Origin of the sequence: Bremerella sp. P1 (assembly GCF_028748185.1) — a bacterium.
In the GTDB taxonomy this organism is placed as follows: Bacteria; Planctomycetota; Planctomycetia; order Pirellulales; family Pirellulaceae; genus Bremerella.
Genome location: NZ_CP118164.1, coordinates 2,056,736 through 2,073,106 on the forward strand (window position 1 = coordinate 2,056,736; position 16,371 = coordinate 2,073,106).

Here is a 16,371-nt window from a genome sequence, read left to right on the forward strand (position 1 = left end):
AACCAGGCTGCAATGAGTGCTCCGAAAGTGAAAGTCGTTAAGGTGCAAGGCAAGTACCTGGTGTTGCGTTGGCAAGATCCGCTTACCGGCCAGGTGCGGCAGCGATCCGCCAAGACGAGTGACCAGGCCGAAGCAACCAAGGCTGCGAACAAGTTGGAATCGGATCTCTGGGCCGGTCGAAATGTTGACCGATACAAGATGACCTGGAAGGAGCTGCGTGAGCGATACGAAACGGAGAAGCTTCCCAGCCTGGCGAAGAAATCACAGGAAGGCTACAAGACGTCGATGAACGTTTTCGAGACGCGAATGCGGCCACACAAGCTCATTGACATTACTTCGATTCGCCTGAGCGAATTTCAAACCAGGATGCGACGCGACAAACTCTCGGAACGCACAATTGCGTCCTACCTTCGCCACCTGAAAGCGATTTTTAACTGGGCCGTCTCAATGGGAATCATGGACGAGACCCCACGGATTCAAATGCCCAAGCGGGCCAAAGGCAGCAAGGTTATGAAGGGCCGCCCAATCTCCGATGCCGAATTCCAAGACATGCTGGAAGCGGTAGACGAAGTCGTGAAACCTGAACACGTGGAATCGTGGAAGCACTACCTTGAGGGAATGTGGTGGTCTGGCCTAAGGCTTTCCGAGTCGCTGCTACTTTCGTGGGAATCTCATGGTGCTCTCTCAATTGACCTCACTGGCACCTGGCCGCTGCTACGAATTGACGCTGAATTCGAGAAAGGGAACCAGGATCGAGTTTGTGCCCTAGCCCCTGAGTTTGTCGAGGTTCTTTTGAAAACGCCTAAGCGTCAGCGGAAAGGATTCGTATTTGATCCCCTCGGATATCTTTGTGAACGCCCAAGGGTCGATTGGGTATCAAAGATGATTTCCGAGTTTGGCCGAACTGCCGGAATCGTCGTTAATGTCGATCGCCGAACAGGGAAGAAGAAGTTTGCCAGCATTCACGACTTCAGGCGATCCTTCGGTGAACGGTGGTCGAAAAGGCTTCTACCTCAGCAGTTGCGAGAGTTAATGAGGCATGAATCGATTGAGACGACTCTGAAGTTTTACGTCGGGATAGATGCACAACGCACAGCTGAGCTACTTTGGAACGTTGTTGAGGCAGAGCGATTGTCGATACCGACGGAACAGTCTTGAGTTAAAACGTAGCTGGGACATCGTCAGATACGCATTTAGGGCAAGCATTCTCAGCCGAAAGCCCTTGAGAAACCTGCCATCCTGCAGACCGAGCTTCTGGTACCCAAGCGTGAAATGAAGGCACGATAAATTTCTCTACCGTACCACATCGATGGCATGTGACAGCGACTGTCAAGTTCTTTTCGGGAGATATGCAAGTGACAATAACCTGGTTCGAGTCCATCGCCGTTCTCATGCTATTTGGTGTCAATCCCAGAATATAAAATGGGCTTACTACATCCAAATTGGCGTTGCTGTTTTCAATCGGTTCCACCGTGGTATAATCGGCGGCATGGATAGTAGATGCAAAAGCCGGTGTCAACACCTGTACAAAAAGGAACACGAATTCGTTGAGAACCGGCAGAGAAAGGTCAAGCTTTAACTCGTGAACGGGAACGGTTAATTAAGAAAAAATTTTCCCCAGAGGAAAAAGCGGGCTTTTCCCAGGATGGCACCTCGGTCAAAATCCGAGTAGAAGAGTTGGATGCTATCACGCGGGACGAGGAAAAACGCCGCCTAGCGGGATGGGTCCAAAGAAAAAGCCGCAGAGGGGGAACTCTGCGGCCAGTTGAATTGGCGGATTGAGCTGAATTGCTGCAAACGAATTAGCTCGAATCCATGTAGTGAGTTAGAGAATAACACTAAACTCAGCATTGCTGCATTAAACGGCTTAGCGGCCGGCATGTCAATCTGACTTCGGTGGACTCTCTAAACAAAATTTTGTCCACTTAACCAAGCGATCCCTGGTCTACTACGGTAAATGGCCAGGCTCAATCAGCCAATTCTTTGCGACAAGAAGTCAGATAACACAGGAGGCTTAGGAAACGCTGTTTCCATGCGACAAGGGATTTCGATAGCACAAATCCAAAAAAGAAACCGCAAGCACTACATTGCAGTGTAGTAACTTGCGGCTCTTTATCGTCCGTGGTGGCGAGCCAACCAGCAGACGAGGACCGATTGCGAACAACCGGTAGGGGTATCGTAAGTTCGCGGTCGAGTTCCGAATGGCTCTTCGTAGACCCATTTAGGGAACAGACCACAATGATTGAATTCGTACGGTCTCACTTTCGGCGGCCGCCGTACAGTTATGGCTTTGGCCTAAAAACTGTATTCGTAAACGGCTACTGGCGTCGACGACGCTAGAAAATGAATGAGCAAAACTGCAACCCCGCGACTTAGTTCCCGGGGTTGCCTTTCTTGTATCGGGGTTGTCGGTTGCGATGCAACAGAGAAGTGTTTGATTATTGCAATACAAAATTCAAACACTACATAAACGTTACGCAATTACACAAATGTTACAAGGAATGGAGTTGCCTGAAGTGACAAATTTGATGACAATTCCCTCGTGACACCGATTTTCAGCGCGTAAGAAAACCTCGCAAGTGCTGACACCTACGAGGTTTAAGAAGTGCTCCCTGTTGGAATCGAACCAACAACCTACTGATTAAGAGTCAGTTGCTCTGCCAATTGAGCTAAGGGAGCGTTTGTTTTAGCAAGGAGACCTTCGCGGCCGTCTGGGTTCGCTTGGTCTTCTCAGTTTCGCCTTATTGGCCAGGGGGGCCGTGGGCGAAACGCATACTTTACCGCTTTTCTCGGCTGGGGTGAAGGGGCCGCTTGAAGAAAATCGGGCTCGGGGGTGCCCTGCGGGCGGAAACAGGTGCGAATGGTCGCAATCCTTCGCTAGTCTTTTTCTTCTAACAGCCCTAGCTGCTTCATTTTGCGGTGCAGGTTCGAGCGGTGAACGCCCATGTTTTTGGCGGCCTGGGCCATGTTTCCGCCCGTTCGACCGAGGTGATAGCTGATGAAGTCGGCCTGAAAGCGATCGGTGGCGGCGGCCAGGTCCAGTTGGGCGGAAACCTGCTGCACTTGCGGCCCGGTATTGGTTTCCAGCGGCAGGACCTCGGACGTGATGACTTCCCGATCGCAGAGAAACGCGATTCGCTCCATCGTGTTGCGTAGTTCGCGAATGTTGCCGGGCCAGGGATGCTGGAGCAAGCGGTCCTTGGCATCGGCCGACAGCATCGGGATCTCGCGGTGGGCCTTTCGCGAAAACTGCTCGAGGAACTGATGGGCGAGAATCAAGATATCGTTCCCGCGGTCGCGCAGCGGCGGCAAGTTAATCGAGACGACATCCAACCGATAGAACAGGTCCTGGCGGAACTTCTTCTCTTTGACCAGCTTGGGCAGGTCCTGGTTGGTGGCCGCAATGACGCGGACATCGGTCTCGATATCGGTCTGCCCACCCAACCGCGTGACGACGTGGTTCTCCAGTACCCGCAACAGCTTGGCCTGCCCTGGCAAGCTCATGTCGCCAATCTCGTCCAGGAAAAGTGTCCCGCCGGAGGCCAATTCAAACTTACCGGCCTTCGTTTCGTGCGCCCCGGTGAACGCTCCCTTCTCGTGACCAAACAGTTCGCTTTCCAAAAGCGTATCCGGCAGGGCCGCACAGTTCACGGCGACCAGCGGTTGGCTGCGGCGGTCGCTGTTGTAGTGAATCATGCGGCTGACGACTTCCTTACCGCTACCATTCTCGCCCAGCACCAAGACAGGCAGCTTGGTCGCGGCGATGCGTTCGATGTTCCTGCGTAGCTCCATCATCGCTGGCGACTCGCCGATCAGTTGGATCTCGGCGGCCTGGGCCTGGGCGATGCGATCGCGGCTTTCGACCAGCTCGGCGATCTGCTGCGAACTTTCCAACACGGCTGCCGCGTGGACAGCCACTTCCACGAGACCTTGTTCATCCTTGGTCGTGAAGTTGCCGTCGACTTTGTTGATTAGCTCGAACGCCCCGAACACCTTGCCTTTGCGATCCAACAACGGCACGCACAACAAGCTGCGGGTATGAAACTCGAGCTTCTTATCGATGTCGCGATTAACTTCATGCCCCAGCATGTCATCAACGCGGCGCGGTTCGCCCGTTTGTACGACCGCTCCGACAACCCCTTTGTCATCCGGCACGACCAGCTTGCCATCTTCGACCCCCAGGGCCGGCCGACCGACCAGTTGATGCTTGGGCTTGTCCCACAGAAAGATACTGGCCCGCTCGGCACCGAAGAACTCGGTCGACGACTCGGCCATTTCATTGAGCAGCGAAATGAGATCGTCGGTCTGCTGCCACCGCTGAACCATCGTCAGCATGGCCTTGAGACGTCGCGAGCGGTCGTTCTTGTTCTGGTTTTCAATGAAGCGTTTGACCGCAAAACGCGTTACCTGGGCGATTGCCTGCAGTGACCGAGTCGGCAGGTCCTGTACGCCTTCGATCACCAACAGGCGATGCGGTTCGTTTTCCAGGGCCAGCGAAAAGGCGGCCGGGTCTCCGGGAGAGATGTCAGACTGCATCCACGCTTGGGTCTGGCTGGAAGTCACTTGCCGAATCTTGCCGGCCGAGGCGACCACCTTCCAATCCCCGGTCGTTTGCTGCCGCAGAAGTTGAGCCGCCGAGTTGGGAAACGACTTGGCGAGTGCCTTACAGATCCCATCGAACAGCTGCGTCAAATCCTGGGCCGTATCGAGCTGTCGCCAGAGCTGCGTCAGCATGGTGGCCAGACGCGGGTTCTCCTGAATGGCTTCGCCCAGCAGTTGAAAAGGATCGTGATCGGTAGCGTTCATAAGGTACGACAGCAGCTCGGCGAATAAGAACGGAGTTCAGGCTTCGCCTACGTTATACAAAAAAAGCCGCCAGTCCACGATTGTGGGCCGGCGGCTCCGTCGTCTCCTGGCTAACAAAGGCAGGACCAGGATCAATCAGCAGTCTTCGTGTGTGACTACACTTCGTTAGGTGCGTCTTTGGGGGCGGGCTGCTGGGGGACTGGCATGCGTTCCATCCGCTCGTGCATCTTGCGGATCATTTCATGCATTTGCTTCATCTCTTCCTGGATACGCTTCTCGAAGTCGGCGTTGCCAGGCAACCCTTGTGGTCCCATGTCCTTGATCATCTCTTGAAGTTCGATGAACGGAACATCCTGACCACCGATGATGATGTTGTTGCCGGCAGCACCCTGAGCGAGATAACGCTTCGCAATCGGACGCAGGTCTTCTGGCAACTCGTCGATGTTCTCTTCGGTCACATCCCAGCTCTTGCCTTCGCGTTCGATGTGCAAGTTAGTCGGTCCGTCACCCTTCTTTTCCACGCGGATCATCATGTTCTGAGGCATGTCCTGCTCCAGGGCCTGCAGTCGCACTTGAGGTGGGACGACCTGACCAGGGCCAAAGAAACGCAGACGCTGACTTGGCTTGGCTGGCTGCACGCGAACGCCTGGGACGGCTTGAATTTGCGGTTGCATGGCCGAGATCAAGTTTTCAGGAGCTTCTTCCGGTTGAACGGTCAGCGACTCGATTTCCAAGCCACGCAGAAGACGTACAGTGAGGGCTTTGCCGTCGCTATCGCCCACGATTTTGATCACCTGCATAGGCGAACTAATCGTGACGTCATTTATCTTCAAAACATGATCGCCTGCTTTCAGTCCGGCCTTTTCGGCAGGGCTTTCCGGAGCGACTCCGGCGACCATCGCGCCGCCGTCCTTCAGACGCTCGACGTGCTTCTTCAAAATCTCAGGTGTCGGAGCCAACTGAATGCCAAGCCAATACTTCTTTGCCGCTGGCTCTTCTTGCTTGGCTTCGACCTTGGCTTCCTCTTGAGCCGGTTCATCGGCGGTGGCGACCTGCATCATAGGTACGGCGACGACGCCGGTTGCTAAGATCGCGGCCATGAACCAATTTCTGACCTTCATGCTTTCACTCCTTTTATGTGTGGGGGTTCAAGTGTGTTTGAGTTCGGGTAGTTAATGCGTGCTGGTGCCCGTGGGGCGAATCGTGAATTAGTGATAAGGCATATCTGGCTTTTCGTAGACAATCACATCCTGCACCGGAACCACGACCCGCTCGCCGTTTTCCAGAGAAACAGGAATCAAGCGGTTCTTGGTTTGAAACGGTTGCCCGGAATCCTTCAGCTTCTGCAGTTGCTCGGGGCTCATCCCCCACGAAGCATCCCACGTGGCCTTCGGATCGTATTGCTTGTTGTGGTCGATAGGGATCGGCATGCCGCCGCCTTGATTGCCATCCCATTGATTGACGTAGACGAACTGGGGCTTCTGCACCGTGTGCACGGGTGCATCAGGCGGCCCGATGGGGTCCGGCACGTTTTGGGCATAGCCGCCTGGGCCGGGCGCATCGACCGTGGTGTTCTCCATGCCTGAGATGTACCACCCCAGGCCGAACGCAATCGCTACGGAAGCCGCCATGGCCGCCAGGGTTTCCATACGGCGAAAGGAGGCAGTACCGTGGTGGGTGGACGACTTCTCTGCCGAAGGTGCCGACTCAGTCTGGGGGCATGACGGAGTGGTCTGCATCACCATCGGCAGAGATTGCCCCAGCGCTTGTGACTCAAGGAACGCATGGGCGCATCGTCGCCAACCATTTGGCATTTGATCTAGTTGCGAAAGAACCTCGCGGTATTCTTCGGGCGAAAGTTCTCCATCGACCAGGCGGTCGAACTGACGGTCGTCAATGGGATCGGATGAATCATTCATGGGTTGGTTCACTGTGGTTCAGGTTGCCGTCGAAACAATTTCTCGGGCCACCAATCGCTCTCGTAATCTTTGACGAGCACGATGAAGTCTGGCTTCCACGGCGCTGGTACTTACGCCCAGTCGCTCGCTGATCTCGCGATAGCTCCACTGCTCGGTGTACTTGAGCAGCAGGATTTCAGCATCGCGTCTTGGTAATTCGTTCATCGCCTGACGGACTAACTCGTTGCGTTCTTCGGCCAGCAGCCAATCCAACGGGTTCGCCTCGGCGTTTGTTTTCGGGGGCAGGTTCTGCTCGACCGCATCGTGCAATTTACGAATCCGGCCTTGCTTGCGGCGATACAAGAGAGCCTGGCGAATGGCGATCTTGTAGAGCCACGGTCCCACAGCGTTGGGGTCCCTTATCTGCTGCCAATTTTCCAACGCTGCGGTGACCGTCTCCTGCATCACGTCGTCAACCTCCACCGGATTACGAAGCCGGGCGTAAAGCGCAGTCCTCAGCCATCGCTCATGCTGCTGTAGCAGTTGTGCGGGCTCAGGCTTCACGTTGTCTCCTGGCAACTCGATGGGGTTCATCCTGTATTCAGAGGGTTAGTTACCGCCGGGCTGAAAACCTTGCGGCCGGGACCGATAATTTTCGCAAAAAATCTCAGGTGCTTGTGCAAGCAAACTCAAACTCTTGTTCTACGTACGAAAATGTGGGTTGGTTTGTTTCGTAAATCACGGAGAACGCTAGACTTCCGGAATTTTCGGCTTGATAATGTTTCTCAAAGCACGTCCCTTTTTCTTTTCCCGGTGCGGCCCCTTCGGCCGTCAGTCTACTAGCCCCAACTGCTTGGAGTTCCGATGATGAAACGCTGCTTAGCCCCTGCCGCACTATGCCTTGCGGCGATTGTAATGAGTGCTTCTGGCCTTCTGGCCGCGGAGCCTGCAGCAAAAGGAAGTGACACCCCCATGAATGTGACCGCGAGCGAGTTCGGCCAAATGCCGGATGGAACCGTGATTGCCAAGTACACGGTCGACAACGGTAACGGCGTCGTGATGGAGCTGATCAACTACGGCGCGATCATGACCAGCCTTTCCACGCCTGACAAAAATGGCAAGTCGGCCAACATCAACGTTGGTTTCAACAACCTGGAAAGCTACTTGGGCGGTACGCCCTACTTTGGCGCCACCGTGGGCCGCTACGCCAATCGCATCGCTAAGGGCAAGTTCACCCTCGGCGGCAAGGAATACTCTCTGGCTCTCAACAATGGCCCCAACACGCTACACGGCGGTGAACAGGGTTTCGACAAGGTCGTCTGGGATTCCAAGAAGATCGAAACCGAAGAAGCCGTTGGTGTGCAGTTCGACTACACCAGCAAAGATGGCGAAGAAGGCTACCCCGGTAACCTGAAGGTCACCGTGAAGTACACCCTGACTCCAGACAACAAATTGGTGATGGATTACACAGCCACGACCGACGCCGAAACCGTGCTGAACCTGACCAACCACAACTACTGGAACCTGGCCGGTGCCACCAGTGGCAAGAATTACGATCACGAGTTGAAGCTGGAAGCCGACAAGTACCTGCCGGTCGACGAAACGCTGATTCCTACCGGCGACATGGCGTCGGTCAAAGGAACTCCGATGGACTTCACCTCGTTCAAGGCGATCGGTAAGGACATCCAAAAGACCGGCGGCGATCCGATCGGCTACGACCACTGCTACGTGCTCAACGATCAGACCGACAAGCTGTCCCTGGCCGCGACCGTCAAAGAACCCACCTCGGGTCGCGTGATGGAAGTTTGGACCACCCAGCCCGGCATCCAGTTCTACAGCGGTAACTTCCTCGATGGCAGCGACGGCAACGCTGGGCTGAACCAGCACGAAGCATTCTGTCTGGAAACACAGCACTATCCCGATACGCCGAACCAGCCTAACTTCCCATCGGCTACCTTGAAGCCAGGGGAAACTTTCCACGAGACGACCGTCCATACGTTCTCGGTTGAAAAGTAATTAAGCTAACAAAGCAATCGATCAAGAAAGCGGCCTCGTTGATGGGGCCGCTTTTTTTTTGTGGCCATGCTTTCCAGCAACCCAACCCCCTCACAGCGCCGCATAAAATGTGAAGTCTACTGAGTTTTTTTTCGTTCTGGCTCGTTCCTTACGGCCCGCTTGCTTGTAACATATTGGCAGCCACCCACGCCAACCATCGCCGACAAGCATGAATCAGCCAGAAAACGAAGTTGTTTTAAAGATCGCCGCGGAAGCTCGGCGCCGCCAAGGTGCTGCCCGCGAAGCGTTTCTGGATGATACGTGCGGCACCGATCAGGTCCTTCGCAAGCTGGTCGAAGACAAGATCCGCCCTAAGCCGGCAGGCACGTTGGTACCTGATCAAGCCAATGTCAGCCCGACCGTCGAAGCGCAGCCCACCTCTAAGCATTCGTTGCATCCTCGCCAGGGGCTGACTACGCGTTACCTGCCAGGCACAAGCTTTTTGGTGCGCGTTTGGGCTTCGAGTCTGTATCGCAAGATCGCGATTGTCAGCTTCATCGTGCTGATTATCTTGCTGGGTATCGGCGCGCGTTACATGGTCTGGAACGAACTCAGCAAAGTCCGCGAGCAAGAATTCACCGCGCTGCTGTCGGCCGACGTTCAGGCCCTGACCTCGTGGATCGAAACTCGCAAAGAGCACGTTTCGGTCGTCGCCAAAGATCAAGACGTGCGCGAAGCGATCCTCAGCCTGGTCAATGAAAAGCGAACCCTGCGCGACAAGTACTCGGCCGCGGATGTCCGAGAACAACTCGATTTCTTTCGCGAGCGTTTCCCGAAGTTCACCCGCCTTCGCGGCGAGGCGCAACGCTTTGTTGAAGAGAACGAGCCTATCGAGCTCGATCTAAGCAATGGGCCAACCCCTCGGAATCAGCCGGGCCTGATTGCCGATGAAGGCGTTTACTTCGTCGCCGACGCCGCCGGCACGATCCTCGCTTCCACCGAAGAGGAAGCAATCAATCAGAAGCTGGCAGGCACGCGCCGGACGCAGGTCTTTTCGGATATCTTCCAAAACAAAGCTGGCTTCATTCCGCCGATGCGTCCCGAACACGAAATGACCATTCCCGGTACGCGTCCCGATGTTGCGTTTACTTGGGTCTATCAACCCATCTACGACGACTTCAACGTGCCGACGGCGATCCTTTGCTTCGGTTACTATTCTGTCGGCAACTTTACCAAGTCGCTCATCAGTGCCCGAACCGGCATGACAGGCGAAGCGTACGCATTTGATGCCAACGGCCTGATGCTGACCGAAAGCCGCTTCACGAAAGACCTGTGGCGAATGGGGATCTTGCCGGAAGGAGAACCGACGCGGGCCAATCTCATGCTCCGTCCTCCCTTCGCCATGGAGCACCCCAACCCCGAAAATCATAGCCGCTTCACGCGAATGATCGGCGAAGCCATCGCCGAACACAGCAGTGGGCCGAAGTCAGGCGTGATGATGACGCCCTACCTCAATTACCGAGGACACTACGTCGTCGGCGCGTGGCAGTGGATCGACGAGTACAACTTTGGGGTCGCGTACGAGATTGAATCGCAGGAGTCGTTCCGCCCCTTCACCATCATTTCATATACGCAGTACGCCTTGCTGCTATTGATCGCCGGGTTTGCCGGGCTCGCGTATTACGCCGCATCTTCGCTGGTGCAAATGCGCCGCACTATTGGCGAACACACGGTCGTCGGTGCTTATGAACTCCTCCGCAAAATTGGCGAAGGGGGCATGGGACAGGTTTACCTTGCCCGGCATCAAATGCTCAAGCGTCCCACGGCCGTCAAGCTGATGCGTCCCGAGCAAACCGACGCTTCACTGCTCAAACGGTTCGAACGAGAAGTTCAACTCTCGAGCCGGCTGAAGCATCCCAACACGGTCGAGATCTACGACTACGGCAAGACGCCGGACGACATCTTCTACTACGCGATGGAATACCTGGACGGCATCACGATCGAAGTCCTCGTGCGGCAGTATGGCTGGCAGCCCGTCTCCCGCACGTTGTGGGTGATGCGACAAGTGGCCGCGTCGCTTCGCGAAGCCCACGAGAGCGGCCTCATCCATCGCGACATCAAGCCGCTCAACATCATGCTTTGCCGTGTCGGTGGCGAGTACGACGTCGCTAAGGTTTTGGACTTCGGACTGGTGAAAAATCTTTCGGCCGATCCCGGGGCGACCATCGTCACCAACACGACCGAGATCAGCGGCACGCCAATGTACATTCCGCCAGAACGGGTCAAGCATCCAACGCAGGCCGATCCTCGCGTTGACATCTATGCCCTGGGCGCAACGGCGTTTTTCATGCTGACCGGGCAGACCATCTTCAACGCTGCCAGCGCTGTGGATGTCTTGGTGCAGATCGTGACCAAGTCGATTCCGTCGGTGAAAGAAGCTTCTGACCGGGTTATCCCCGATGCCCTGCAAGACCTCATCTCACGCTGCCTGGCGAAGGACCCGAAAGATCGTCCTCAGACAGCCGAAGAAGTCCTGAAGGAAGTCGAGAAGCTGATGGACGACTTCCCCTGGACCCAACAAGATGCCGAAGACTGGTGGGAGAACAACATCCCTGTCGACGAGCTGATTGAAATGGTCATCCAAGAGCCGGAACAACGACTGCTGCCGTAGCACCGGCCCTTTTCGCACGTTAGCGAACGCTGACGGCGATCTCGTGGATCTTGCGTACCATCGAATGCAGGCCATTCGAGCGAGCTGGCACCAGGTGCTTTTCGAGCTTGAGCGTATCGAATAACCCTCGCAGGTCGAAGTCGAGAATCTCTTGAGGGCTCTTGCCTGAGAGCAACATCACCAGGATGCCGACCAAGCCTTTCACGATATGGGCATCGCTATCGGCCTGGAAGACGATTTTCTTTTCCTGCCCCTCGGCCTCGACAACTTCCGGGACGAGCCAAACCTGGCTCTGGCATCCTTGCACCTTGAATTCGTCGCGCCGCAGCTGGTCTGGTAGATCGGGAAGTTCGCGTCCCAGTTCAATGATCAATTTGAGTCGCTCTTCCTTCGTTTCAGCGAACTCGAAGTCATCGATCAATTCTTCCGCGGTTAAGGTGGGCGGTTCGTTCAACGTGAGTCTCTTCATTTTCAATCGAATAATTCGTCTACTACCACTACTTCTATTCTAGTCGCCGTGCTTCTCGCGAAGACGGGTCGACGTGCGGCAAATCCACTGGTGGCGTTCAAACTGGTCGACCCATTCAGCCAACACGCTGGTGGTCAGGGCATCCATCTCGCCGGCCGCATGTAGCGAGATGCCGGTGCTGCAGGCAGCTCCGCCGAGCTTCTCGACCATTTGACGATACTTGGCCAGGGTCCGATCGCCATACATGCCGGTCACTTGATCATCTTCGTTCAAAAAGACAACAACCGGAACACGATTTCCGCCGCACACCTTGATCGCTTCCTTCAAATCATCCGGGGCATCGTCTCGATCGATGTAGCGAACGTGGATATTGGAGGATGCCTGATCAATTAACTGCAGCATCGGGCACTGATCAACACAATCGCCGCACCAGGCCCCGCTCAAGCAAAGAACGTGCATCTCGCGGGTGAAGCTGGCCAGCAACGTCTTCTGGGCATCACTAAGCGACAGCGTCTGAAGTTTCGCACTCCAGCGTTCTTTCTGATTGTCGTTGGCGTACTTCGCCAGAAAGTCTTCGTAGGAGAGGCCAGAGGAAAAAAGAGTGGGCCAGTCGAGGGACATATTCTTACTTCAATTCAAAAAATGGACGGTTCGGTGAACACGTGTGTCAGTGGCCACAAAATGGCCAAGTTTTCAGTGTTCAGTTTTCAGTCAGACCAAGGTCTTTTCCCACTGAAAACTGAACGCTGAAAACTTCGATCTGCCGGCATCGCCGCTGTAACCACGGCTACCCGCAGAATCGCAACCGGGTCGATGCCTTCGGAGGCAGCAGTTGCGTGCATTTTAGGCAGCAAGTGCTTGGCTGATTAGGGGCGGTCAAAAAAACTACAAGCAGTTTCCTACCCGAAAACCGGGAAATGAGCCGATTTTGGCGCGTTTTCGCGGCGCGCTGAAGAATTGGCACACCGAATGCATCTAAGGTAGAGCGAAAGCGAATCAGAAGGAGATTCGGAACCGGTTACGAAGGATCGTGTAACTCGGAATTCTCGCTTCTGAAAAGCATACGCTTGCCCCGTGCTTCTGTAACAGGGAGTGCTCACAGAAGTGGGACAAGCTTATTGACTTCGCTTTCCAACCGAACAAGACAATCAAGATCATCTCCAAGTGATCTGACCCGAACAGTGTGGAAGCATGATGGGGTGTTGTTCGCGTGCAGTGGGGCTGCCGCGAACGGTAGTCGAGGTTGAGGAGGTTTTGCCTCCTTAACCTCGGCTATTTTTATGCGCTAAAGGATATTCTACGGAACTTTTTCCTGTCACCATCTTAGGCAGTTTTCTCTTTCGCTGCTGATTTGTCACGCAGAAGTTTACTAGAGAAAAGCAACTTGGGAAAAGTTTCGTTGACTTAAACCACTATGTCGTTGATATTTACAGAATGACGGCACGCACTGACAGCTTATTTGGCATAGTGGTTGCAAACAAGCGGGAGCAATGGACAACTAGGTCACCCGCTCATCATGCACTCGCTCTCCGCCTTGTTTAGTGCATGGCTCCACTTTGTAAGAGCATCCCGTTGCGACCTGTCCTTATAACGTCACGTCAGTTTGTTGGAGTATGCATTAATGAAGAAGATTGAAGCCGTCGTCCGCCACCACAAGTTGGACGAAATCAAGGAAGCCCTGGTAACTAAAGGGTTTGGTGGTATGACCGCAACGGAAGTCCAGGGATTTGGACGTCAGAAGGGACAGACGGAGACCTATCGCGGTGCGGAATACTCGATCGATTTCGTTCCTAAAATCAAGATTGAAATCGTCTGCACGGACGAACAGTGCCAGGAAATCGTCGATACCATCATCCAGAAGGCCCAGTCGGGTCAGATCGGTGATGGAAAGATCTTCATCTCCGAACTCACCGACGCTGTTCGCATTCGTACTGCCGAAACTGGATCGTCCGCGATCTAGTCCTCAATCGAAAACAAGTCGAAGCGGCTCAGCGCACAGCCATTCGACCACCAAGTCAATCTCTCTCTCGAAAAGCCGGCCCCCTGGGTCGGCTTTTTTTATTGGAGAAGAGAACGGTGGGTCTTAATAATGATCAGCGGTCGAACGGGTCGAACGGCGACGATGCGAGTAAAGACGCATTCGCCGTGGAGCAGCCGGTTGGCTTTCGTCGATCACGTGCCCCGACAGCAGTCGGTAGAAGAACAGAATGATGAACGCTCCGCCGGTCGCCACGGCAAAGCCCAGCGGACTTAGCGGCGAAACCTTGTAGCCTTCAAAGAACAGGGACAGCATTCCGCAGCCGATCACCGATCCGCCAATCCCCATAGCCAAGGTAGCAATCGGCCCACCAGGATCTCGACCAGGCATAATCGCTTTGGCAAACAGTCCGGTGAGCGTACCGAAACCGACCCACGTCAGGAACAGATTGGCCCACACTTCAAAATGCTCGGATACCTGTAACGCCTCGTCACCCATAACCGCCTACCTTCACCATGCTAGCAACCGGGGAGGAGTTTCCCCGCGAGAAGTCGACCTAAGAATAGGTGTCGTCAGGTGCGGCCCAAAAATTTGCCGATTATGCCGATCGATACGGAAAAGGCAGCATTCGCCCGGCGCCAGGAAGTGGCAATCGCGAGAAATCGACTATAATAAGGACGAAAGTGTGCGGCGGAATGGATCGTCAGACGTCGCACCTTTTGCTCGATCCCGGACAGATCAGCCCCTTATCTTGCGATTGCACGGTTTCCTTCGCGGAGGTGTCACATGCGAACTCTTATCCCTATGTTCGCCTTGTCGCTGTGTGCGGCAGTTGCCATTGGATGCACGAAGTTCCAAGCCCCAGATCTTCCCGACAGCTCAAGTAGCCCCTTGGCCTCGGATGCTCGCTCGAATCAGATTGTTTCGCTGCAACTCGGCCAACAGCCTGGCGCGTTTCAGGTTGAGGACGTCACCGGCCCGGCCGCTGGCGAGTTCCTCTGTTATCGCTGCAAATACAGCGGCAAGCCGACCGTCGTCATCTTTGCCCGGGAAGTGAACGATTCGGTCACCAGCCTGGTTCAGCAGATCGATCGCAAGGTCGCCGAGAACGCCGATAAGAAGCTCTCCGCGTTCATGGTCGTCGTGGGCGATAATACCGAGGAGATCAAACCGACCTTACAGCGAGTTCAGGTCGCCCAGCACATCGAGAACACTCCGCTGACCGTCTTCAACGAAAAGGAAGGCCCCGCCGGCTACGGCCTGAACCCCGACACGCGGATCCAGGTCATGATGTGGAATGACGACGGCCTGAAGGTCAACAAGCCGCTGGGAGCTCACCTTTCCAAGGAAGAGATCTCCGAGATCGTTGGCCAGACCAGCGAGATTCTGAACTAACGAGAATCTCGCGTTCTGAATTGTTTGTTCCGTTTTCGGTCGCCAGGCTCGCGTCGCGTTCCTACAGTAATGCCATGAACGCACCAATCACCCTGCCCGACCCCGATACCATGTACCAGGCCATCGTCGACCGCGATGCCGAGATGGAAGGTCTCTTCCTCTTCGCGGTCAAAACGACCGGCATCTTCTGTCGCCCTGGTTGCAAATCCAAAGCACCCAAGCGTGAGAACGTCGAGTTCTTCGCCACCGCCAGCGAAGCGCTCGCCGCCGGCTATCGTGCGTGCAAGCGCTGCCGCCCGACCGAGCTCTCTGGCAGCGTGCCGGCCTGGCTCACGCAGCTGGTCGATGCCCTGGAAGCCGAGCCGACGCGCCGCTGGACCAATGCCGACCTAACGGAGATGGGCCTGTCGCCGAGCCGTGTTCGCCGTTGGTTTCAAGAACACTACCAGATGACCTTTCATGCGTACCTCCGCATGCGGCAAATTGGCCTGGCTGTCGACATGCTGCAAACCGGCAGTGATGTCACCTCGGTCGCTCTGGAAAGCGGCTACGAGTCGCTCAGTGGCTTTCGCGATAGCCTCCGAAAATGGACCGGCCAGACGCCCACGAGCATCAAGCACGGCGAGCCAATCCTGGTTGATCGCTTCCTGACGCCGCTGGGCCCGATGCTGGCTGCCGGCAATGACGCCGGGCTGTGCCTGTTGGAGTTCGCCGATCGCAAGATGCTGTCGAAGCAGTTCGAGCGGATCAGCAAACGCTTCGCCCAGCCAATCCTGCCAGGCAAGCACCCCGTGCTGACGTCAGCCGCCGAGCAGATCGATCAATACTTCCAAGGCAAGCGAACCGAGTTCACCCTGCCCTTGCGTCTGGATGGTACCTCCTTTCAAGAGATTGTTTGGAAAAAGCTTTCGGAAATCCCTTACGGCCAGACTCGCTCTTACCGCGAACTGGCCGAGCAGGTCAGCAAGCCCAGTGCTTCGCGGGCCATCGGACGCACCAACGGCGACAACCGCCTGGCGATCGTCGTTCCGTGCCATCGCGTCGTTCGCAGCGATGGCCACTTGTGCGGCTACGCTGGCGGTCTCTGGCGAAAGCGTTGGCTTTTGGAGCACGAACAAAAGGCCCGTCAAACGCGGTTGCCTCTTTGATGTGCCCTAGA

The 16,371-nt window shown here is 55.4% G+C and carries 13 protein-coding genes and 1 tRNA gene; 6 read left to right on the forward strand and 8 right to left on the reverse strand.

Going from position 1 to position 16,371, the window contains the following annotated elements; genetic code table 11:
* Nucleotides 1-12: 12 nt before the first annotated feature.
* Nucleotides 13-1,158, forward strand: a complete 1,146-nt coding sequence (locus PSR63_RS08480; protein ID WP_274332394.1) for a tyrosine-type recombinase/integrase — start codon at nucleotides 13-15, stop codon at nucleotides 1,156-1,158.
* Between the two features lie 1,448 nt (nucleotides 1,159-2,606).
* Here the strand turns inward: PSR63_RS08480 and PSR63_RS08485 are convergent.
* The 5 genes from PSR63_RS08485 to PSR63_RS08505 form a co-directional block, all read right to left on the reverse strand.
* Nucleotides 2,607-2,679 (reverse strand) — tRNA-Lys (locus PSR63_RS08485).
* 198 nt (nucleotides 2,680-2,877) lie between these two features.
* Nucleotides 2,878-4,806, reverse strand: a complete 1,929-nt coding sequence (locus PSR63_RS08490; RefSeq protein WP_274332396.1) for a sigma-54-dependent Fis family transcriptional regulator — start codon at nucleotides 4,804-4,806, stop codon at nucleotides 2,878-2,880.
* Between the two features lie 155 nt (nucleotides 4,807-4,961).
* The gene (locus PSR63_RS08495; RefSeq protein WP_274332397.1) at nucleotides 4,962-5,927 is read right to left on the reverse strand and encodes a PDZ domain-containing protein; all 966 of its coding nucleotides are present in this window, start codon (nucleotides 5,925-5,927) and stop codon (nucleotides 4,962-4,964) included.
* Nucleotides 5,928-6,014: 87 nt separating this feature from the next.
* On the reverse strand, nucleotides 6,015-6,725 hold the full coding sequence (locus PSR63_RS08500) for a hypothetical protein (protein WP_274332399.1): 711 nt from the start codon (nucleotides 6,723-6,725) through the stop codon (nucleotides 6,015-6,017).
* An 18-nt stretch (nucleotides 6,726-6,743) separates the two neighbouring features.
* The gene (locus tag PSR63_RS08505) at nucleotides 6,744-7,298 is read right to left on the reverse strand and encodes an RNA polymerase sigma factor (protein ID WP_274332401.1); all 555 of its coding nucleotides are present in this window, start codon (nucleotides 7,296-7,298) and stop codon (nucleotides 6,744-6,746) included.
* A gap of 378 nt (nucleotides 7,299-7,676) precedes the next feature.
* Here PSR63_RS08505 and PSR63_RS08510 point away from each other — a divergent pair, with 378 nt between their 5' ends.
* Nucleotides 7,677-8,720 (forward strand): aldose epimerase family protein, encoded by a 1,044-nt coding sequence (locus PSR63_RS08510; protein ID WP_274332403.1) that lies wholly within the window; start codon nucleotides 7,677-7,679, stop codon nucleotides 8,718-8,720.
* A 208-nt stretch (nucleotides 8,721-8,928) separates the two neighbouring features.
* On the forward strand, nucleotides 8,929-11,370 hold the full coding sequence (locus PSR63_RS08515; protein WP_274332405.1) for a serine/threonine-protein kinase: 2,442 nt from the start codon (nucleotides 8,929-8,931) through the stop codon (nucleotides 11,368-11,370).
* A 19-nt stretch (nucleotides 11,371-11,389) separates the two neighbouring features.
* Here PSR63_RS08515 and PSR63_RS08520 read toward each other — a convergent pair whose 3' ends face one another.
* A complete protein-coding gene (locus PSR63_RS08520) occupies nucleotides 11,390-11,839 on the reverse strand; it encodes a SufE family protein (RefSeq protein ID WP_274332406.1) in 450 nt (149 codons plus the stop codon).
* A gap of 39 nt (nucleotides 11,840-11,878) precedes the next feature.
* Nucleotides 11,879-12,460 carry a thioredoxin family protein gene (locus PSR63_RS08525; RefSeq protein ID WP_274332407.1) on the reverse strand — a complete coding sequence of 194 codons (582 nt, stop codon included), beginning with the start codon at nucleotides 12,458-12,460 and terminating at the stop codon, nucleotides 11,879-11,881.
* A 1,000-nt stretch (nucleotides 12,461-13,460) separates the two neighbouring features.
* Between PSR63_RS08525 and PSR63_RS08530 the strand changes: the two genes are divergently transcribed.
* Nucleotides 13,461-13,799 carry a P-II family nitrogen regulator gene (locus PSR63_RS08530; RefSeq protein ID WP_105349883.1) on the forward strand — a complete coding sequence of 113 codons (339 nt, stop codon included), beginning with the start codon at nucleotides 13,461-13,463 and terminating at the stop codon, nucleotides 13,797-13,799.
* 123 nt (nucleotides 13,800-13,922) lie between these two features.
* On the opposite strand, the gene PSR63_RS08535 is transcribed toward PSR63_RS08530, so the two are convergent.
* Entirely contained in the window at nucleotides 13,923-14,315 is a 393-nt protein-coding gene (locus PSR63_RS08535) for a GlsB/YeaQ/YmgE family stress response membrane protein (RefSeq protein ID WP_274332410.1), read from the reverse strand.
* Between the two features lie 288 nt (nucleotides 14,316-14,603).
* On the opposite strand from PSR63_RS08535, the gene PSR63_RS08540 reads away from it, so the two are divergent.
* Entirely contained in the window at nucleotides 14,604-15,212 is a 609-nt protein-coding gene (locus PSR63_RS08540) for a hypothetical protein (RefSeq protein WP_274332412.1), read from the forward strand.
* A gap of 74 nt (nucleotides 15,213-15,286) precedes the next feature.
* Nucleotides 15,287-16,360 carry a bifunctional transcriptional activator/DNA repair enzyme AdaA gene (locus tag PSR63_RS08545; RefSeq protein ID WP_274332414.1) on the forward strand — a complete coding sequence of 358 codons (1,074 nt, stop codon included), beginning with the start codon at nucleotides 15,287-15,289 and terminating at the stop codon, nucleotides 16,358-16,360.
* Nucleotides 16,361-16,371 lie beyond the last annotated feature (11 nt).